Source organism: Burkholderia sp. BCC0405, assembly GCF_902833075.1.
Classification (GTDB): domain Bacteria; phylum Pseudomonadota; class Gammaproteobacteria; order Burkholderiales; family Burkholderiaceae; genus Burkholderia.
Genome location: NZ_CADFEO010000020.1, coordinates 122869 through 138525 on the forward strand (window position 1 = coordinate 122869; position 15657 = coordinate 138525).

A 15657-nucleotide genomic window follows, 5' to 3' on the forward strand; every position below is an offset into this window, starting at 1 on the left:
GCGTGCCGCCTTGTTTCGTCATCGCCGCATTCGCACGCTGACGATCCGTCACGCGCATCACGCCGGCACCAGTAGCGGCAGCGTCACATCCGCCCGTGCCTGCGCCCGTTCCACGTCAACCACCACATAGCGCCGCGCAGCGGGCCACACGTGCGCGCGGTGTTCCGCCGCCTCGTCGATCGTCGCGCGGCCCTGCACGAGCCAGGTCGTCTGGCGCACGAAGTCGACGAACAGCAGCGCGATGGCCGGATTCACGAGCAGGTTGCCGATCGTGTTGAACAGGTTGTTGCCCGCGAAGTCGGGCAGCACGAGCGTGCGGCGGTCGGGCATGTCGACGAGCGGCTCGAACGAGCCGTCCGCGCGTGGCTGGCGGCCGCGGTACGAGCAGTCGCTGTTGCCGTCCGCGTCGGCGGTCGCGACGATCAGGAACGCCTGCTCGCGGATGAACGCGATGGCGTCGTCGGTCAGGGGGCCGCGGTCGTTCATGGTGGGGTCCGGCGCACACGCCGTTGCATGGGATTGCGCATCGCGCACGCAAGCGACATGCCACGCGGCGTGGCCTGTCTCCGCGTGCAGGTGCGCGTGCGCAGTGTGGAAATTTCGAACACCACCCCGGCGCGCGGCGCAGTCGCGCTGTTCAGAATCGGCACAGCCGCCGTGCTGCATCGGTGAACACGGCACGGTGCGCACGCGGGCCGGCCGGGGTCGCCATGTTTCCGTCCGGTTTGGCACGCATGTTGCGTAAACGAGGGCAGCGCAATTCCAACCGGCGCTGTACTCAAACAAGCACGATGAACAGGAGACATGTATGAACCCGTTTGACCTGAAGCAACTGGGCCTCGACGTCGAATACCCGTACCGTCAGCAATACGACAACTACATCGGCGGCAAGTGGGTTCCGCCGGTGAAAGGCGAGTACTTCGAGAACGTGTCGCCGATCAACGGCCAGCCGTTCTGCCGCATCCCGCGCTCGGGTGCCGACGACATCGAGCTGGCGCTGGATGCCGCGCATGCCGCGCGCCGCAAGTGGGGCAAGACGTCCGTCGCCGAGCGCGCGAACCTGCTGCTCGCCGCCGCCGACCGGATGGAAAAGAACCTGAAGCTGCTGGCCGTGGCCGAGACGATCGACAACGGCAAGCCGCTGCGCGAGACGATGGCGGCCGACCTGCCGCTCGCGATCGACCACTTCCGCTACTTTGCGGGCTGCATCCGCGCGCAGGAAGGCGGCATCTCCGAAATCGACGACAACACCGTCGCGTATCACTTCCACGAACCGCTCGGCGTGGTCGGCCAGATCATTCCGTGGAACTTCCCGTTGCTGATGGCCGCGTGGAAGCTCGCGCCGGCGCTCGCGGCCGGCTGCTGCGTGGTGATGAAGCCGGCCGAGCAGACGCCCGCGTCGGTGCTGGTGCTGATGGAGCTGATCGGCGACCTGTTCCCGGCCGGCACGATCAACATCGTGAACGGCTTCGGCAAGGAAGCGGGCGAAGCGCTCGCGACCAGCAAGCGCATCGCGAAGATCGCGTTCACGGGCTCGACGCCGGTCGGCAAGCACATCCTGCGCGCGGCGGCCGACAGCCTGATCCCGTCGACGGTCGAACTGGGCGGCAAGAGCCCGAACATCTTCTTCGCCGACGTGCTCGACCAGGACGACGCGTTCCTCGACAAGGCGCTCGAAGGGCTCGCGATGTTCGCGCTGAACCAGGGCGAAGTGTGCACGTGCCCGTCGCGGATCCTGATCCAGGAATCGATCTACGAGAAGTTCATCGAGAAGGCCGTCGCGCGCGTCGAGCGCATCAAGGCCGGCCACCCGCTCGACCTGCAGACGATGATCGGCGCGCAGGCATCGCAGCAGCAGCTCGACAAGATCCTGTCGTACATCGACATCGGCCGCGGCGAAGGTGCGCAATGCCTGACGGGCGGCGAGCGCACGGCGCCGGCGGCGGAACTCGGCACGGGCTACTACGTGAAGCCGACGATGCTGTTCGGCAACAACAAGATGCGCGTGTTCCAGGAAGAGATCTTCGGGCCGGTCGCGTCGGTGATGACGTTCAAGGACGAGCAGGACGCGATCGAGCTCGCGAACGACACGTTCTACGGGCTCGGCGCGGGCGTGTGGACGCGTAACGGCACGCGTGCGTACCGGATGGGCCGCGAGGTCGAGGCCGGCCGCGTGTGGACCAACTGCTACCACCTGTACCCCGCGCACGCGGCGTTCGGCGGCTACAAGCAGTCGGGGATCGGCCGCGAGACGCACAAGATGGCGCTGTCGAACTATCAGCAGACGAAGTGCCTGCTGGTGAGCTACCAGGCCGAGGCGCTCGGGTTCTTCTGATCCGCGCGCGGGCGTCCTGGCCGGCCGGCAGCGGGTTGCCGGCCGGTCGGGGTGCCGAGTTTCGGCGTCAGCGGCGAAGCGTCGGATGCCGGATGGTCGTCGAACGCGTGTCGCGCCGGGCGACGGTGGCTGGCTGACGACCGGTGCGCGGATGCGTGCCGCATGGCCGACCGGCGATCCGGAGATTTGCCGTTTCCGCCCATTCGCAGTCGCAACCCGACACCGGCCGCGCATTGCCGCGGCCTTCGACGGAAACGAACCCGATGGCCGTTTGCTCGCGGCGGCACGTTGAGCCGGCGCCGGACGTAGAACCCCATGTCAGAACCGCCCCGATCCCGTCCGCGCCATCCCGTGTTCCACGCGGGTGAACTCGATGCGCACCACCGCTTCGGCGTCGCCGACGAAGCCGAGCGGATGAGCGACGTCGTGACGACCCGGCTGACCATCGGTGTGCGGCAGTTCATCGAGACGCAGCCGTTCATGTTCGTCGGCACGGCCTGCGGCGGGCCGGCGGGCGTGACCTGCGACATCGTGCAGAGCCGGCGCGACGCGAACGGCGACCTGCTGCCGGTCGTGCGCGTGATCGATACGAAGACGCTGCGCTTCGTGCTGCCGGTGTACGGTGAGGGCGACGACGGCCGGGGCGACATTGCGCGGTGCGATGGCAGCGGCGTCGGGTTGCTGTTCGTCGACTTCATGCGCGGTATCCGTTACCGGATCAACGGGCGCGCGACGCTGCGCACGGACCTGTCCGATGCGGACGCGGCGCCGTGGCCGGCCGGCAGCGCGATCGTCGAGTTGGCGGTCGCGCAGGCGTACGGCAATTGCGGCACGCGGGTCGTGCGGCTGCGGCCCGCGAGCGGTGGCTAGCCGGCCGTCGCGTGTCGCCGGCGGGGCGGAGCGCACCGGGTGCGCCGGCGTGGCGCGTGCCGCACTGGCGGGGTGCGTACGGCAGGGCGTTTGGGTACGCCTGCATGGCGCGCGCAGGCCGCGCAGCGTCGAATGACGGGCTTTGCGCAGGTCGTGCATCGTTCGGCACGGGACTTGCGTGACAGGCGGGGTTCCGGGCAGGTGAGGGAGGACACGATGGATCAACACGTGGCGTGCAGCGAAGAACCGACGGCCGAAGACACGCGGCGCAACGCGCAGGGCGACGATGCGCTGGCCGGGCAGGCGGTCGTCAGCGTGGCGCACGACGCCGACGAGCAGGCGCGCAACCTGATCGGCTGGCGGCAGACCTACGACCAGCTCGCGGCTGGCCGCTTCGTCGGCACGCTGACCGAGTTGCCGCTCGACACGATGAAGCTGTTTCGCGAATCGACGAGCCACCTGCTGCGCCAGGCGTGCGAGGTGCGCGGCGATGCGTACTGGTTCGGCATCCCGCTCGTGTGCGACGGCACCGCGCGCGTCGATGCGTGCCGCATCGGGCCGGGTGCGCTTGCGTTCCGGCCCGGCAATGTCGAATTCGAACTGGTGACGCCCGCGCAGTTCTCGATCTACGGGGTCGTCGTGCGCGGCGACGTGCTGCGCCGCTATGCGGAGGAGGTCGAGCGCCGCGCGCTCGACGAGCGGCTGTTCACGCAGCGCGTGATGCAGGTCGGCGATGCGCGGCTCGCGCGCCTGTGCGCGCTGCTCGGCCGCCGGCTCGATGGTGCGGTGGCGATGGCCGGCCCGCTGGCCGATGCGCAGCGCGACGACCTGCAGGCCGAGGTGCTGGCCGCGCTGTTCGATGCGTGCGCGCAACCGGCCGACGACGACGCCGGCCGCGCGCCATCGATGCGGCGCTGGATCGTCGAACAGGCACGCGAGTACGTGCTCGCGCACCGTACGCGCCCGGTCGGCGTGCCCGAGCTGTGCGAGCAGTTGCACGTGAGCCGGCGCACGCTGCAGTACTGCTTCCAGGACGTGCTCGGCATGGCGCCGGCCACCTACCTGCGCACGCTGCGGCTGAACGGTGCGCGGCGTGACCTGTGCGGCCGCGCGGCCGGTTCGGTGCAGGACGTGGCGGAGGCATGGGGCTTCTGGCACCTCAGCCAGTTCGCGACCGATTACCGGCGGCTGTTCGGCAAGCGGCCGTCTGAGACGCTGCGCGATCGCGCGGGGATGGTGGCGGTGGGGTGAGTGTGGGGCGGTAGTCGAAGCGGTTCCGGTTTCGACGCAGACTTTGGCACTGGCACTGGCACTGGCACTGGCACTGGCACTGGCACTGGCACTGGCTCTGGCTCTGGCTCTGGCTCAGGCTCAGGCTCAGGCTCAGGCTCAGGCTCAGGCTCAGGCTCAGGCTCAGGCTCAGGCTCAGGCTCAGGCGGCGCGGACACACAGCGCGTTTTCGGCGTCGCCGCTGCCCGCCGCACCCTGCTTCCCTAATCGGCCGTAGCCGCCGCCTCGCGCGGCGCGGGCCACGCCACCGCATCCCAATCGATCGCGCGATAGGCCGCCTCGACCGTCGCGAGATCGGCCGGGCGCTCGCTGCGATGCAGCCCGCGCAATTCGGCGGGCACGTCGAGCGCGACCGGCACGCAATGCGGATAGTCGCGCACGCGCAGCGCCGGCCCGATCGTCGTGAAGCATGCGAGCGTCGGCACGTCGAAGCCGTCGGCGAGATGCAGCGCGGCCGTGTCGGGCGTGAACAGCAGGCTGGCACCCTTGACCCATGCGATGAACCGGGCCGTATCGTCGGCCGCATCGGCGCTCACGTCGACATAGGCGGGATGCGCGACGGGCCCGAACCCGGCCACCGGCAATCCGTAGCGCTGCGCGAGCTGCTCGACGAACGTTGCCCGCAGTGCGGGCGGCACGCTACGCAATGCGGTGCTCGCGGTGGGACAGAACAGCACGTACGGGCGCTGCCATGGCGCAGGCAACGCAGGTAGCGGCAGCCGCGCGAGCCAGCGGTTGCGCTTGGCCGCTGCCGGCACCGACGCGGGCTCGACGCCGAGCGCGTCGAGGAAGAAATCGATCATCGGCAGCCGCGCGAACGCGGGCCAGTACAGGTGATTGCCGACGTCGATGCACGGCGCGTCCGCCAGCAGCGCGTCGGCGGGGTGCGGCAGGGTGCGCGACGGCGCGACGATGTCGGCCGCGAGTGCATACAGCGCGTCGACATAGCGCGGCGCGCGGGCTGGCCGGTACAGCGTGAAGCGCAGGCCGGGGTGCGCGGCGCGCAGCGCGGCGAGGGCGGTGAGCCCGATCACCGAGTCGCCGAGCGTGACGCCCATCCCGTTGATCACGTGCACGTGCCGTGCGCTGTCGTAGTCGAGCCGGAACGGCCGGTGCGCGGCGTGCAGCAGCCCGCGTGCGGCCGTGGCCGGCACGTGGCCGACGGCGCGCGCGCCGCCGTGCTCGAGGTCGTAAGGTGCGACGAACCTGCCGTCCGGTGCGAGCAGCGTGCCGGGGAGCGTGAGTGCGTCGTCGTGCGAGAGCGCGACGTCGGGCGGCGCGGCGTGCGTGTCCACCTTCATCCGCCGCGCGCGCGGCGGCCCTGTTCGCGGATCTGCTCGAGTGTCGCGGCCGGCGTGCTGGCGTCCTGAGGGATGCGGATTTCGATCAGTGCGGGCAGCCCGCAGGTCAGCGCACGTTCGAGCGCGGGCGCGAAATCGGCGGTGCGCTCGACGGTCTCGCCATGCGCGCCGAACGCGCGCGCATACGCGGCGAAATCGGGATTCGTGAGCCCCGTGCCATGCACGCGTCCCGGGTAGTTGCGCTCCTGATGCATGCGGATCGTGCCGAAATGCCCGTTGTTGACGACGATCACGACGATGTTCAGCCCGTACTGCATCGCGGTCGCGAGCTCGTTGCCGGCCATCATGAAGCAGCCGTCGCCCGCGAGCGCGACGACGGCGCGCGACGGGTACAGCGACTTCGCGGCAAGCGCAGCCGGCACGCCGTAGCCCATCGCGCCGCTCGTCGGCGCGAGCTGCGAGCGGAAGTGCCGGTACGCGAAGTGGCGATGCAGCCAGATCGCATAGTTGCCGGCGCCGTTGGTGAGGATCGCGTCGTGCGGCAGGCGCTCGCGCAACTGCACCATCACGTCGCCGAGCTGGACGTCGCCGGGCATCGGCAGCGGCGCATGCCATTCGCGATACGCGCGGTGCGCGTCGGCGGCGGTGCCGGCCCAGGCGGGGTGCTCGGGCGCCTCGAGCGCGGCGAGCGGCGCGGCGATTTCGGGCATGCCCGACACGATCGGCAGGTCGGCCGCATACACGCGGCCAAGCTCGTCCGCGCCCTGGTGCACGTGGATCAGCGTCTGGCGCGTCTTCGGGATGTCGAGCAGCGTGTAGCCGCCCGTCGTCGCTTCGCCGAGGCGCGGCCCGATCACGAGCAGCAGGTCGGCGTCGCGGATGCGCTTCGCGAGTGCGGGGTTGATCCCGAGCCCGACGTCGCCCGCATAGTGCGGGTGGGCGTTGTCGATCGTGTCCTGGTAGCGGAACGCGCACGCGACCGGCAATTGCCAGCGCTCGACGAAGGTGCGCAGGTTCGCGCACGCGTCGGGCGTCCAGCCGCTGCCGCCGACGATCGCCAGCGGCCGTTCCGCGCGCGCGAGCCGCTCGCGCAGTTCGTCGAGCTGCGCGGCCGACGGCGCGGCCGCGACACGTTTCGCGGCCGGCACGACGGGCTGCGGCGCGCACGCTTCGGACAGCACGTCTTCGGGCAGCGCGAGCACGACCGGGCCGGGACGGCCGGACATCGCGACGTGGAACGCATGGCTCAGGTATTCGGGAATGCGGCGCGGATCGTCGATCTGCGCGACCCATTTCGCCATCTGGCCGAACATCCGGCGGTAGTCGATTTCCTGGAAGGCTTCGCGGTCGAGGTGCTCGCGTGCGCACTGGCCGACGAACAGGATCATCGGCGTCGAATCCTGGAACGCGGTGTGCACGCCGATCGACGCATGCGTCGCGCCGGGCCCGCGCGTGACGAACGCGATGCCGGGGCGGCCGGTCAGCTTGCCGACGGCCTCGGCCATGTTCGCGGCGGCCGCCTCGTGGCGGCAGACGACCGTCTGGATGCGGGCGGTGTCGTCCGCCAGCGCATCGAGTACGGCGAGGAAACTCTCGCCCGGCACGCAGAACACGCGTTCGACGTGATTGGCGAGCAACGCATCGACGAGCAGTCGCGCGCCGGTGGTGGCGGGCTGCTCGAGATCCTTGGAATGCGACATGGGCTGCCGTCTCCCTGGGTAGCGGGACGTACAGCTTACGCCTGTCGGCGGGGCGGTGAAAAGTGTCGGAACGCGGGGCGGTTCGGCGCGTGCGCGCTGGCTTCGGTTGGCCGAACGGCCAGCTTGTGCGTGATTGCTCGACGGTGAGAATTGAGGGCTACGGATGTCGAGACGAATACGGGTCTCGATCATCGATGTCGTGCCTCCCAAGTAATAATAAAACGGGAGCCCGTTCAATAGTAGAATTTTCCAGAATGACTAACGGGATCGAGGATCCGTCATGGCAACCGAAACGATTGATCAAAAGACCCTCGTCCAGCTCGTCGAGGCCGGTGCGGTGCGCGCCGCGCGGGTGATCGGCTGCGGCAACGGCTGGGCCGTGTCGGCCCGTTGCGGCGCAAGCGAACGGCTCCTGTCGGCCAAGCGCGGCGACGTGCGCGTGTTCCGTCGTTTTGAAACGCTGGTCGGATTTCTGCGCGATATCGGCATCAGCCGGTTCGATGTTGACACGTCGGATTTCGACCCGGATGCAGCCGGCCGGGCGACCCGGCCCGATCGTGCGGCCGCGCTGAAAGCGGCCCATGAAGCGGCTGTCCACGACCGCTGGTTTCGCGAGCAGGTGCAGCAGGCGCTGGACGATCCGCGCCCGTCGATTCCCGATGCCGAGGTCAGCGCAGAGTTTGCGTCGCGCCGTGCCGCGCTGCGTCAACGGATCGCGGGCAAGCGGGGTAATGCTGTTTGACCCTCGCGCTGCATTGGCATCCTAAGGCGTGCGAGGACCGCGCCGCGATCATGGACTACATCGGCCGGCATGACCCGCTGGCCGCGCTCGAGCTGGACGAGCGGCTGGAGGAGCGCGCCGCGGCGTTGCCCGCGCGCGCCGAACTGTATCGGCAAGGGCGCGTGGCGGGCACGCGCGAGCTGGTGGTCGCACCGAACTACGTGCTCGTATATCGCATCCGGCCGGCCGACAACATTGTGGAGATTCTCCGCGTCTTGCATGCGCGGCGGCAGTGGCCGTGACGCATGGCCCCGGGCTCGGTGCTCGACGCTATTCACCAAATGTTGGAACGGGGCTGAATCGAGCCCTCAAGCACCGGAGGAACACCATGACGGGAGGGGAAAGATGGCGGCGCAAGTGTTCGCTTACGGATCGAGGCACGACCCATTGAACACACCTCTGCCGAACGGATCGTCATGTACACACATGGATTTACAAGAGATCGGAAATGACCTAACGTACATCCGGCGTACATCCGAATGGGAGATCGACATGCACACCACGAGGGTATTTCGGAACGGCAACTCGCAGGCCGTGCGCATTCCTGCGGACCTTGCCTATGAACGCAGCGATATCGAGCTGGAAATCGAGCGCGTCGGTGACGAAATCCGCATTCGGCCGATGCGGCGACCCCTGACTCGGGTACTCGAGAAATTCGCGAAATTCGGGCCGGACTTCATGACCGAAGGGCGTGGCGAGCATGAGCAGGCCGAACGCGAGGGTTTGTGATGCCGCGCTACATGCTCGACACCAACATGTGCATCTATCTGATGAAAAATCAGCCGGAGCAGGTGGCGAAACGATTTGCGCAGTGCTACACCGGCGACGTCGTCATGTCGGCGATCACTTATGCCGAACTCGAGTACGGCGTGACCGCATGTGCGAATCCCGCGCGGGAGCGTCGCAACCTCGCCGCATTGATCGAGGATATTCCCGTCGCGCCTTTCGACGTCGCGGCTGCGCACGCGTATGGTCCGGTCCGCGACGCAACGCGCGAGCGGAAGAAGGACCACCTCGACAAGCTGATCGCCGCGCATGCGGTGTCGCTCGATGTCGCCCTCGTCACCAACAACGCGCGGGATTTCGTCAGCTATCCGGGGTTGCGACTGGAGAACTGGCTGAACGATTAGTGTCCGGGACCGTGCCCGGCGGCCTGGCGGGATATCGATCCACCCCGCATGGCCGCCGGCGTCGGCATCAGCACTCGACGATATTCACCGCGAGCCCGCCGCGCGACGTTTCCTTGTACTTCGTCTTCATGTCGGCGCCCGTCTCGCGCATCGTCTTGATCACGGAGTCGAGCGACACGTAGTGCGAGCCGTCGCCGCGCAGCGCCATGCGCGCCGCGTTGACGGCCTTCACCGACGCCATCGCGTTGCGCTCGATGCACGGGATCTGCACCATCCCGCCGACCGGGTCGCAGGTGAGGCCGAGGTTGTGTTCCATCCCGATCTCGGCCGCGTTCTCGACCTGCTGCGGCGTGCCGCCGAGCACGGCCGCGAGCGCGCCGGCCGCCATCGAGCACGCGACGCCCACCTCGCCCTGGCAGCCCACTTCCGCACCGGAGATCGACGCGTTCAGCTTGTAAAGAATGCCGATCGCGGCGGCCGTCAGCAGGAAGTCGATCACGCCCTGTTCGTTCGCGCCGGGCGTGAAGCGCGTGTAGTAGTGCAGTACGGCCGGGATGATGCCGGCCGCGCCGTTGGTCGGCGCGGTGACGACGCGGCCGCCGGCCGCGTTTTCCTCGTTGACCGCGATCGCGTACAGGTTGATCCAGTCGATCATCGACAGCGGATCCTGCAGCGCGCGCTCCGGGCTGCCCGTCAACGTGCGGTACAGCTGCGGCGCGCGGCGCTTGACCTGGAACGGGCCGGGCAGGTTGCCGTCGGCTTCCGGGTTGCCGATCCCGCAGCCGCGCGACACGCACGACTGCATCACGGCCCAGATCTTCAGCAGGCCGTCGCGCGTCTCTTCCTCGGTGTGCCACGCGCGCTCGTTTTCCCACATCAGCTGCGCGATCGACTTGCCGGTCGACTCGGTCAGCGCGAGCAGCTCGGCGCCGGTGCGGAACGGGTGCGTCATCTGCTCGGCCGCGCTCAGCACCTTCGTGTTCGGTGCGCCGGCCGTCACGACGAAGCCGCCGCCGACCGACAGGTAGGTGCGCTCGACCAGCACCGCGCCGCTCGCGTCGGACGCGCGCAGTTTCATCCCGTTCGGGTGCTCGGGCAGCGCCTGGCGGTAGAACGCGATGTTCTCCTTCAGCACGAACGGCACCGGATGCGTGCCGAGCAGCGCGAGCTGCTTCGATTTGCGGACGTCTTCCAGCCGCGCGTCGATCGTGTCGGGATCGACGGTGTCGGGCGCGTCGCCGAGCAGGCCGAGCATCACGCCGCGATCGGTGCCGTGGCCCTTGCCGGTCGCGCCGAGCGAGCCGTACAGCTCGACCTTCACGTGGGCCGTCGCGTCGAGCAGCCCGTCGCGCTCGAGGCCCTGGACGAACATCAGCGCCGCGCGCATCGGCCCGACCGTATGCGAACTGGACGGACCGATACCGATCTTGAAGAGGTCAAAGACGCTGACTGCCATGTTGTTTTCTGCCTTGCTTTAAGAGTAGTGCTAGCGCGCCTGCAATGGCAGGCACGCGGCGAGCCATGCGGGCGGCGTTGGGGAAAGCTGCTGCGCGACGCGGGCATAGCGCCCGTCGAGCCGCGCGGCCAGATGAAAGAGTTCGGTGGCGTTCTTCGGGTCCCACTGCCCCGTGTAGCCCGGCAGGCCGGCCTCGCGGCGCTTCGCGTCGAACGGCACCGGCGAATTCACGAATTCCTCGTGCGTCTTCTCGCCGAGCGCATACGGCACGAGCCAGTCGAGCGCGGCCGCGAGCGTCGCGCCGTTCGCGCCGCGCTCGCGCAGCCAGTTGCGGTTGAAGCGGCGCGCGGCGAGCGCGGCCGTCACCAGCGGCTGCAGGTCGTACACCGCATAGTGCAGCGCATCGCGTTCCTCGAAGTCCCACGTCTTGCCGTCCGGGCCGATGTTGTCGGCAAGATGCTCGACGAACAGCCGCTGCGCGGCGTTCATCATCTTGCGGTCGCCGAGCGTGAACGCGGACAGCGCGATCAGCTTGATCCGGTGGCTTTGCCAATTGTTGCGCCAGGTGCCGGTGAGCGGGCGCTTCTGCGCATCGATCTGCGCGACATAGCCGGCGCCGAGCTGCGCGATGAACGCGGCCGTCGCGTTGCGGGTCTTCACTGGCAGCGCGCTCGCGGTCATGTCGTACGCGACGATCAGGCTGTCGAAGCGCGTCTCGTCGATCGGGTTGAAGCTCGGCTGGTAGGTCGCGACCCACGCGGAAAGAAAGCGGTCGACGAGCTGCAGGTAGCGCGGCGCGTTCGTCACGCGCCACGCGAGCGCGGCGTCGCGCACCAGGTCGAGATCCTTCAGCGCGTCGACGCTCTGGTCGTAGATGCCTTCGTGCGGCAGCGTGCCCTCGGTGTGCACGCGCGGCATGGCCTTCGGCTGCTCGCCGATGCGCGCGTCGACGCTGCGGATCAGCGCCTGGACGCCCGGCTCGGCCTGGGTCGTCTCGCTCGCCTGCAGTGCCGGCGCCGCGCAGAAATTCATCGCCGCGCGCGCGCTGCCGGACGCGCCGAGACCTGCGGCGGCAAACGACAGCGACGCGACGAGCATCGGCGCGAACCGGCGTGCGCGCGTGCGCGGCCGGCTCTGCATTGCACCCTGGCCCGGAAACATCGGACGCACCATGCGGAACTCCTTCATTGGCTGGATCGCGTGTGATGTTAGCCGGATTGGCGGGCGAACGCGCACCGGTTCGGGCGGCGAATGCAAAAACCGCACGCAACACGGAGTTGCGTGCGGTGCGATTGCCATCGGACGGCTCCTGGCCTGGCGCGCGTTATGCGTATTCTGACATCGGCACGCACGAGCAGAACAGGTTGCGGTCGCCGTAGACGTTGTCCGCGCGGCCGACCGGCGGCCAGTACTTGTTCGTGCCGAGCGACGCGACCGGGTACGCAGCCTGCTCGCGCGAGTACGCGTGCGGCCATTCGTTCGCGGTGACGACGGCTGCCGTGTGCGGTGCGTGACGCAGCGGGTTGTCCTCGCGGTCGGCGCGGCCTTCCTCGACCGCACGGATTTCGTCGCGGATCGCGATCATCGCGGCGATGAAGCGGTCGAGTTCTTCCTGCGATTCCGATTCGGTCGGCTCGACCATCAGCGTGCCCGGCACCGGGAAGCTCATCGTCGGCGCGTGGAAGCCGTAGTCCATCAGGCGCTTCGCGACGTCGTCGACGGTGATGCCGCTCGATTCCTTGATCGGACGCAGGTCGAGAATGCACTCGTGCGCAACCAGCCCGCCCGGGCCCGAATACAGCACCGGGTAGTGCGGCGCGAGGCGCTTCGCGATGTAGTTCGCGTTGAGGATCGCGGTTTCCGTCGCGGCGGTCAGGTTCTTCGCGCCCATCATCGCGATGTACATCCACGAGATCGGCAGGATCGACGCCGAGCCGTACGGCGCGGCCGATACCGCGCCGATGCCGTCTTCGCCGCGCGTGTAGCCGGTCGAACGCTGGTTCGGCAGGAACTTCGCGAGGTGCGCGCCGACCGCGACCGGGCCGACACCCGGGCCGCCGCCGCCGTGCGGGATGCAGAAGGTCTTGTGCAGGTTCAGGTGCGACACGTCGCCGCCGAACTGGCCCGGCGCGGTCAGGCCGACCATCGCGTTCATGTTCGCGCCGTCGACGTACACCTGGCCGCCGTGCGCATGGACGATCTCGCAGATCTCGCGCACGTTCTGCTCGAACACGCCGTGCGTCGACGGATACGTGATCATGATCGCCGCGAGATCCTTCGAATGCTCGTCGGCCTTCGCCTTCAGGTCGGCGATGTCGACGTTGCCTTGTGCGTCGCATGCAACGACCACGACCTTCATGCCGGCCATGTGCGCGGATGCCGGGTTCGTGCCGTGCGCGGACGCCGGGATCAGGCATACGTCGCGGTGCGCTTCGCCGCGCGACGCGTGGTAGGCGTGGATGATCAGCAGGCCCGCGTACTCGCCCTGCGAGCCCGCGTTCGGCTGCAGCGACACGGCCGCGTAGCCGGTGGCCGCGACGAGCATCTGCTCGAGCTGGTCGATCATCTCGCGGTAGCCGACGGTCTGCTCGGCCGGTGCGAACGGATGGATCCGGCCGAATTCGGGCCACGTGACCGGCAGCATTTCCGACGTCGCGTTCAGCTTCATCGTGCACGAGCCGAGCGGGATCATCGAGCGGTCGAGCGCGAGATCCTTGTCCGACAGGCTGCGCAGGTAGCGCAGCATTTCGGTTTCGGAATGGTGGCGGTTGAACACGTGGTGCGTCAGGTACGCGCTCGTGCGCTCGAGGCCGGCCGGCAGCGCGGCGACGCCGGCGAGGCCCGCGTCCAGCGCGTCGACGGCCGGCGCGGTGCCGCCCGCGGCTTGCGCGAACACGGCGAGGAGATCGGCGAGATCGTCACGCGTCGTCGTTTCGTCGACCGACACGCCGACTTGCGTGGCGCTCACGCGGCGCAGGTTGATGCGCTTTGCCTTCGCGAATTCGTGAACCTGCGCGGTGCGCGCGCCGGTGTCGATCGTCAGCGTGTCGAAGAACGTGTCGTTGACGGTCGCGAAGCCGAGCTGCTTCACGCCCGCGGCGAGCAGCGCCGCGATGCGGTTCACGCGCAGCGCGATCGTCTTCAGTCCGTGCGGGCCGTGGTAGACCGCGTACATGCTGGCCATGATCGCGAGCAGCGCCTGCGCGGTACACACGTTCGACGTCGCCTTCTCGCGGCGGATGTGCTGTTCGCGGGTTTGCAGCGCGAGGCGCAGCGCGGGCTTGCCCTGCGCGTCGACCGTCACGCCGACGAGGCGGCCCGGCATCTGGCGCTTGAATTCGTCACGCACCGCGAGATACGCGGCGTGCGGGCCGCCGAAGCCCATCGGCACGCCGAAGCGCTGCGTGTTGCCGATCGCGACGTCCGCGCCCCAGTCGCCCGGTGGCGTCAGCACGGTGAGGGCCAGCAGGTCGGCTGCGACGACCACGTGGCCGCCGGCCGCGTGGATCGCTTCGGTGAGCGCGCGGTAGTCGCGCACGTCGCCGTTCACGCCCGGGTACTGCAGCAGCACGCCGAATGCATTCGATTGTGCTGCGTCGGCGGCCGGGCCCGTCTTGACCTCGATACCGACCGGCAGCGCGCGCGTGCGGATCACTTCGAGCGTTTGCGGCAGCACGTCGTCGGCGACGTAGAACACGTTCGACGCCGGCTTGCCGGTGCGCTGCAGCAGCGTCATGGCTTCGGCGGCGGCGGTGGCTTCATCGAGCAGCGACGCGTTCGAGATCGCGAGGCCCGTGAGGTCGGCCACCATCTGCTGGAAGTTCAGGAGCGCCTCGAGGCGGCCCTGGGAAATTTCGGGCTGGTACGGCGTGTAGGCCGTGTACCACGCCGGGTTTTCGAGCACGTTGCGCAGGATGACGGCCGGCGTGTGCGTGTCGTGGTAACCCTGACCGATGTACGAGCGGAACACCTGGTTCTTGTCCGCGAGAACCCGCAGCGCGGCGAGGGCTTCGGCCTCGCTCTTCGGCTGCGCGAACGGGCCGAGCGGCAGCGTTTCGGCGCGACGGATCGAGGCCGGGATCACGGCGTCGATCAGGGCGGCGCGCGACGCGAAGCCGAGCGTGTCGAGCATGGCCTGCTGGCTGGCGGCGTCGGGGCCGATATGGCGTTCGGCGAACGCGTCGTGCGTTTCGAGCGCGGCGAGCGAGAGGGGCGTGCGGTTCATCAGGCGGTCCGGGTGTTCGAGCTTCATGGCGTGACTCTGGTCCCGCGCGGGACGGGGCGGCTGGCCGGCCCCGCGCGGTTCGGGTGAGGAAATTAGTCGATCAGCTTGGTGTAGGCGGCAGCGTCGATCAGCTTGTCGGTCGATGCGCCGGCCGCGAGCTTGATCTTGAAGAGCCACACGCCGTACGCGTCGCTGTTCACTTCTTCCGGTGCGTCGGCGGCTTCCGTATTGACGGCGACGACCTCGCCGGACACCGGCGAGTAGATGTCGGATGCAGCCTTCACCGATTCGACGACGCCGACGGCGTCGCCTTCCTTCACCTGCTTGCCGACTGCCGGCAGCTCGAGGAAGACGATGTCGCCGAGCGTGCTCTGCGCGTGATCGGTGATGCCGACCGTCAGCGTGCCGTCTGCCTCGGTGCGGATCCACTCGTGTTCGTCGGTGTATTTCAGATCGGCCGGGACGTTGCTCATCGGATGCTCCTGGATAAAAGGGTGTGATTCGTTTTGCTGGCGCGCCGCCGGGGCGCGCCGGGTGTGGTGTTGCGCCGGGCGCCATCTCCCGGCTTC

At 68.7% G+C, this 15657-nt stretch carries 15 protein-coding genes; 8 read left to right on the forward strand and 7 right to left on the reverse strand.

Translation table 11 applies throughout. From position 1 onward, the window contains the following. Window positions 1-57: 57 nt before the first annotated feature. A complete protein-coding gene (locus HWX36_RS28180; RefSeq protein ID WP_244136531.1) occupies window positions 58-486 on the reverse strand; it encodes a pyridoxamine 5'-phosphate oxidase family protein in 429 nt (142 codons plus the stop codon). Between the two features lie 27 nt (window positions 487-513). On the opposite strand from HWX36_RS28180, the gene HWX36_RS37365 reads away from it, so the two are divergent. The 4 genes from HWX36_RS37365 to HWX36_RS28195 all read left to right on the forward strand — a co-directional run bounded on the left by HWX36_RS37365 (window position 514) and on the right by HWX36_RS28195 (window position 4456). Then, window positions 514-672, forward strand: a complete 159-nt coding sequence (locus HWX36_RS37365; RefSeq protein ID WP_244136532.1) for a hypothetical protein — start codon at window positions 514-516, stop codon at window positions 670-672. A gap of 136 nt (window positions 673-808) precedes the next feature. Beyond that, a complete protein-coding gene (locus HWX36_RS28185) occupies window positions 809-2335 on the forward strand; it encodes an aldehyde dehydrogenase family protein (protein ID WP_175956696.1) in 1527 nt (508 codons plus the stop codon). Between the two features lie 315 nt (window positions 2336-2650). Then, window positions 2651-3205 carry a hypothetical protein gene (locus HWX36_RS28190; RefSeq protein ID WP_175956698.1) on the forward strand — a complete coding sequence of 185 codons (555 nt, stop codon included), beginning with the start codon at window positions 2651-2653 and terminating at the stop codon, window positions 3203-3205. A gap of 216 nt (window positions 3206-3421) precedes the next feature. Continuing rightward, complete coding sequence (locus tag HWX36_RS28195; protein WP_175956701.1) at window positions 3422-4456, forward strand: helix-turn-helix domain-containing protein; 1035 nt, start codon at window positions 3422-3424, stop codon at window positions 4454-4456. A 242-nt stretch (window positions 4457-4698) separates the two neighbouring features. Here the strand turns inward: HWX36_RS28195 and HWX36_RS28200 are convergent, their stop codons facing one another. Both HWX36_RS28200 and HWX36_RS28205 read right to left on the reverse strand, forming a co-directional pair. Next, window positions 4699-5796 carry an ADP-heptose--LPS heptosyltransferase gene (locus HWX36_RS28200; protein WP_175956703.1) on the reverse strand — a complete coding sequence of 366 codons (1098 nt, stop codon included), beginning with the start codon at window positions 5794-5796 and terminating at the stop codon, window positions 4699-4701. Continuing rightward, entirely contained in the window at window positions 5793-7496 is a 1704-nt protein-coding gene (locus HWX36_RS28205) for a thiamine pyrophosphate-binding protein (protein ID WP_175956705.1), read from the reverse strand. The genes HWX36_RS28200 and HWX36_RS28205 overlap by 4 nt, the downstream gene beginning before the upstream one ends. A 280-nt stretch (window positions 7497-7776) precedes the next feature. Between HWX36_RS28205 and HWX36_RS28210 the strand changes: the two genes are divergently transcribed. The 4 genes from HWX36_RS28210 (at window position 7777) to HWX36_RS28225 (ending at window position 9407) form a co-directional block, all read left to right on the forward strand. Beyond that, entirely contained in the window at window positions 7777-8238 is a 462-nt protein-coding gene (locus HWX36_RS28210) for a hypothetical protein (RefSeq protein WP_175956707.1), read from the forward strand. Next, window positions 8235-8519 (forward strand): type II toxin-antitoxin system RelE/ParE family toxin, encoded by a 285-nt coding sequence (locus HWX36_RS28215; RefSeq protein WP_174922196.1) that lies wholly within the window; start codon window positions 8235-8237, stop codon window positions 8517-8519. Before HWX36_RS28210 ends, HWX36_RS28215 begins: the two co-directional genes overlap by 4 nt. A 250-nt stretch (window positions 8520-8769) precedes the next feature. After that, window positions 8770-9006, forward strand: coding sequence for a type II toxin-antitoxin system VapB family antitoxin (vapB, locus tag HWX36_RS28220; protein WP_175956716.1), 237 nt, complete (start codon window positions 8770-8772; stop codon window positions 9004-9006). Next, window positions 9006-9407, forward strand: coding sequence for a type II toxin-antitoxin system VapC family toxin (locus HWX36_RS28225; RefSeq protein ID WP_175956718.1), 402 nt, complete (start codon window positions 9006-9008; stop codon window positions 9405-9407). The genes vapB and HWX36_RS28225 overlap by 1 nt, the downstream gene beginning before the upstream one ends. 67 nt (window positions 9408-9474) lie before the next feature. Here HWX36_RS28225 and HWX36_RS28230 read toward each other — a convergent pair whose 3' ends face one another. The 4 genes from HWX36_RS28230 to gcvH form a co-directional block, all read right to left on the reverse strand. Further along, window positions 9475-10863: an L-serine ammonia-lyase gene (locus HWX36_RS28230; RefSeq protein WP_175956720.1), complete on the reverse strand. Its 1389-nt coding sequence runs from the start codon at window positions 10861-10863 to the stop codon at window positions 9475-9477. 30 nt (window positions 10864-10893) lie between these two features. Continuing rightward, window positions 10894-12036, reverse strand: a complete 1143-nt coding sequence (locus HWX36_RS28235; protein WP_175956722.1) for an alginate lyase family protein — start codon at window positions 12034-12036, stop codon at window positions 10894-10896. Window positions 12037-12187: 151 nt separating this feature from the next. Further along, window positions 12188-15115: an aminomethyl-transferring glycine dehydrogenase gene (gcvP, locus tag HWX36_RS28240; protein WP_175956724.1), complete on the reverse strand. Its 2928-nt coding sequence runs from the start codon at window positions 15113-15115 to the stop codon at window positions 12188-12190. 65 nt (window positions 15116-15180) lie between these two features. Then, the gene (gene gcvH, locus HWX36_RS28245) at window positions 15181-15561 is read right to left on the reverse strand and encodes a glycine cleavage system protein GcvH (RefSeq protein WP_047899491.1); all 381 of its coding nucleotides are present in this window, start codon (window positions 15559-15561) and stop codon (window positions 15181-15183) included. Between the last annotated feature and the right edge of the window lie 96 nt (window positions 15562-15657).

Bases quoted from the DNA above. Each gene is read 5' to 3' on its own strand.
- vapB (WP_175956716.1), top strand. From the start codon at position 8,770: ATGCACACCACGAGGGTATTTCGGAACGGCAACTCGCAGGCCGTGCGC.
- HWX36_RS28235 (WP_175956722.1), bottom strand. From the start codon at position 12,036: ATGGTGCGTCCGATGTTTCCGGGCCAGGGTGCAATGCAGAGCCGGCCG.
- HWX36_RS28185 (WP_175956696.1), top strand. From the start codon at position 809: ATGAACCCGTTTGACCTGAAGCAACTGGGCCTCGACGTCGAATACCCG.
- HWX36_RS28210 (WP_175956707.1), top strand. From the start codon at position 7,777: ATGGCAACCGAAACGATTGATCAAAAGACCCTCGTCCAGCTCGTCGAG.
- gcvP (WP_175956724.1), bottom strand. From the start codon at position 15,115: ATGAAGCTCGAACACCCGGACCGCCTGATGAACCGCACGCCCCTCTCG.
- HWX36_RS28205 (WP_175956705.1), bottom strand. From the start codon at position 7,496: ATGTCGCATTCCAAGGATCTCGAGCAGCCCGCCACCACCGGCGCGCGA.
- gcvH (WP_047899491.1), bottom strand. From the start codon at position 15,561: ATGAGCAACGTCCCGGCCGATCTGAAATACACCGACGAACACGAGTGG.
- HWX36_RS28195 (WP_175956701.1), top strand. From the start codon at position 3,422: ATGGATCAACACGTGGCGTGCAGCGAAGAACCGACGGCCGAAGACACG.
- HWX36_RS37365 (WP_244136532.1), top strand. From the start codon at position 514: ATGGGATTGCGCATCGCGCACGCAAGCGACATGCCACGCGGCGTGGCC.
- HWX36_RS28230 (WP_175956720.1), bottom strand. From the start codon at position 10,863: ATGGCAGTCAGCGTCTTTGACCTCTTCAAGATCGGTATCGGTCCGTCC.
- HWX36_RS28190 (WP_175956698.1), top strand. From the start codon at position 2,651: ATGTCAGAACCGCCCCGATCCCGTCCGCGCCATCCCGTGTTCCACGCG.
- HWX36_RS28200 (WP_175956703.1), bottom strand. From the start codon at position 5,796: ATGAAGGTGGACACGCACGCCGCGCCGCCCGACGTCGCGCTCTCGCAC.
- HWX36_RS28225 (WP_175956718.1), top strand. From the start codon at position 9,006: ATGCCGCGCTACATGCTCGACACCAACATGTGCATCTATCTGATGAAA.
- HWX36_RS28180 (WP_244136531.1), bottom strand. From the start codon at position 486: ATGAACGACCGCGGCCCCCTGACCGACGACGCCATCGCGTTCATCCGC.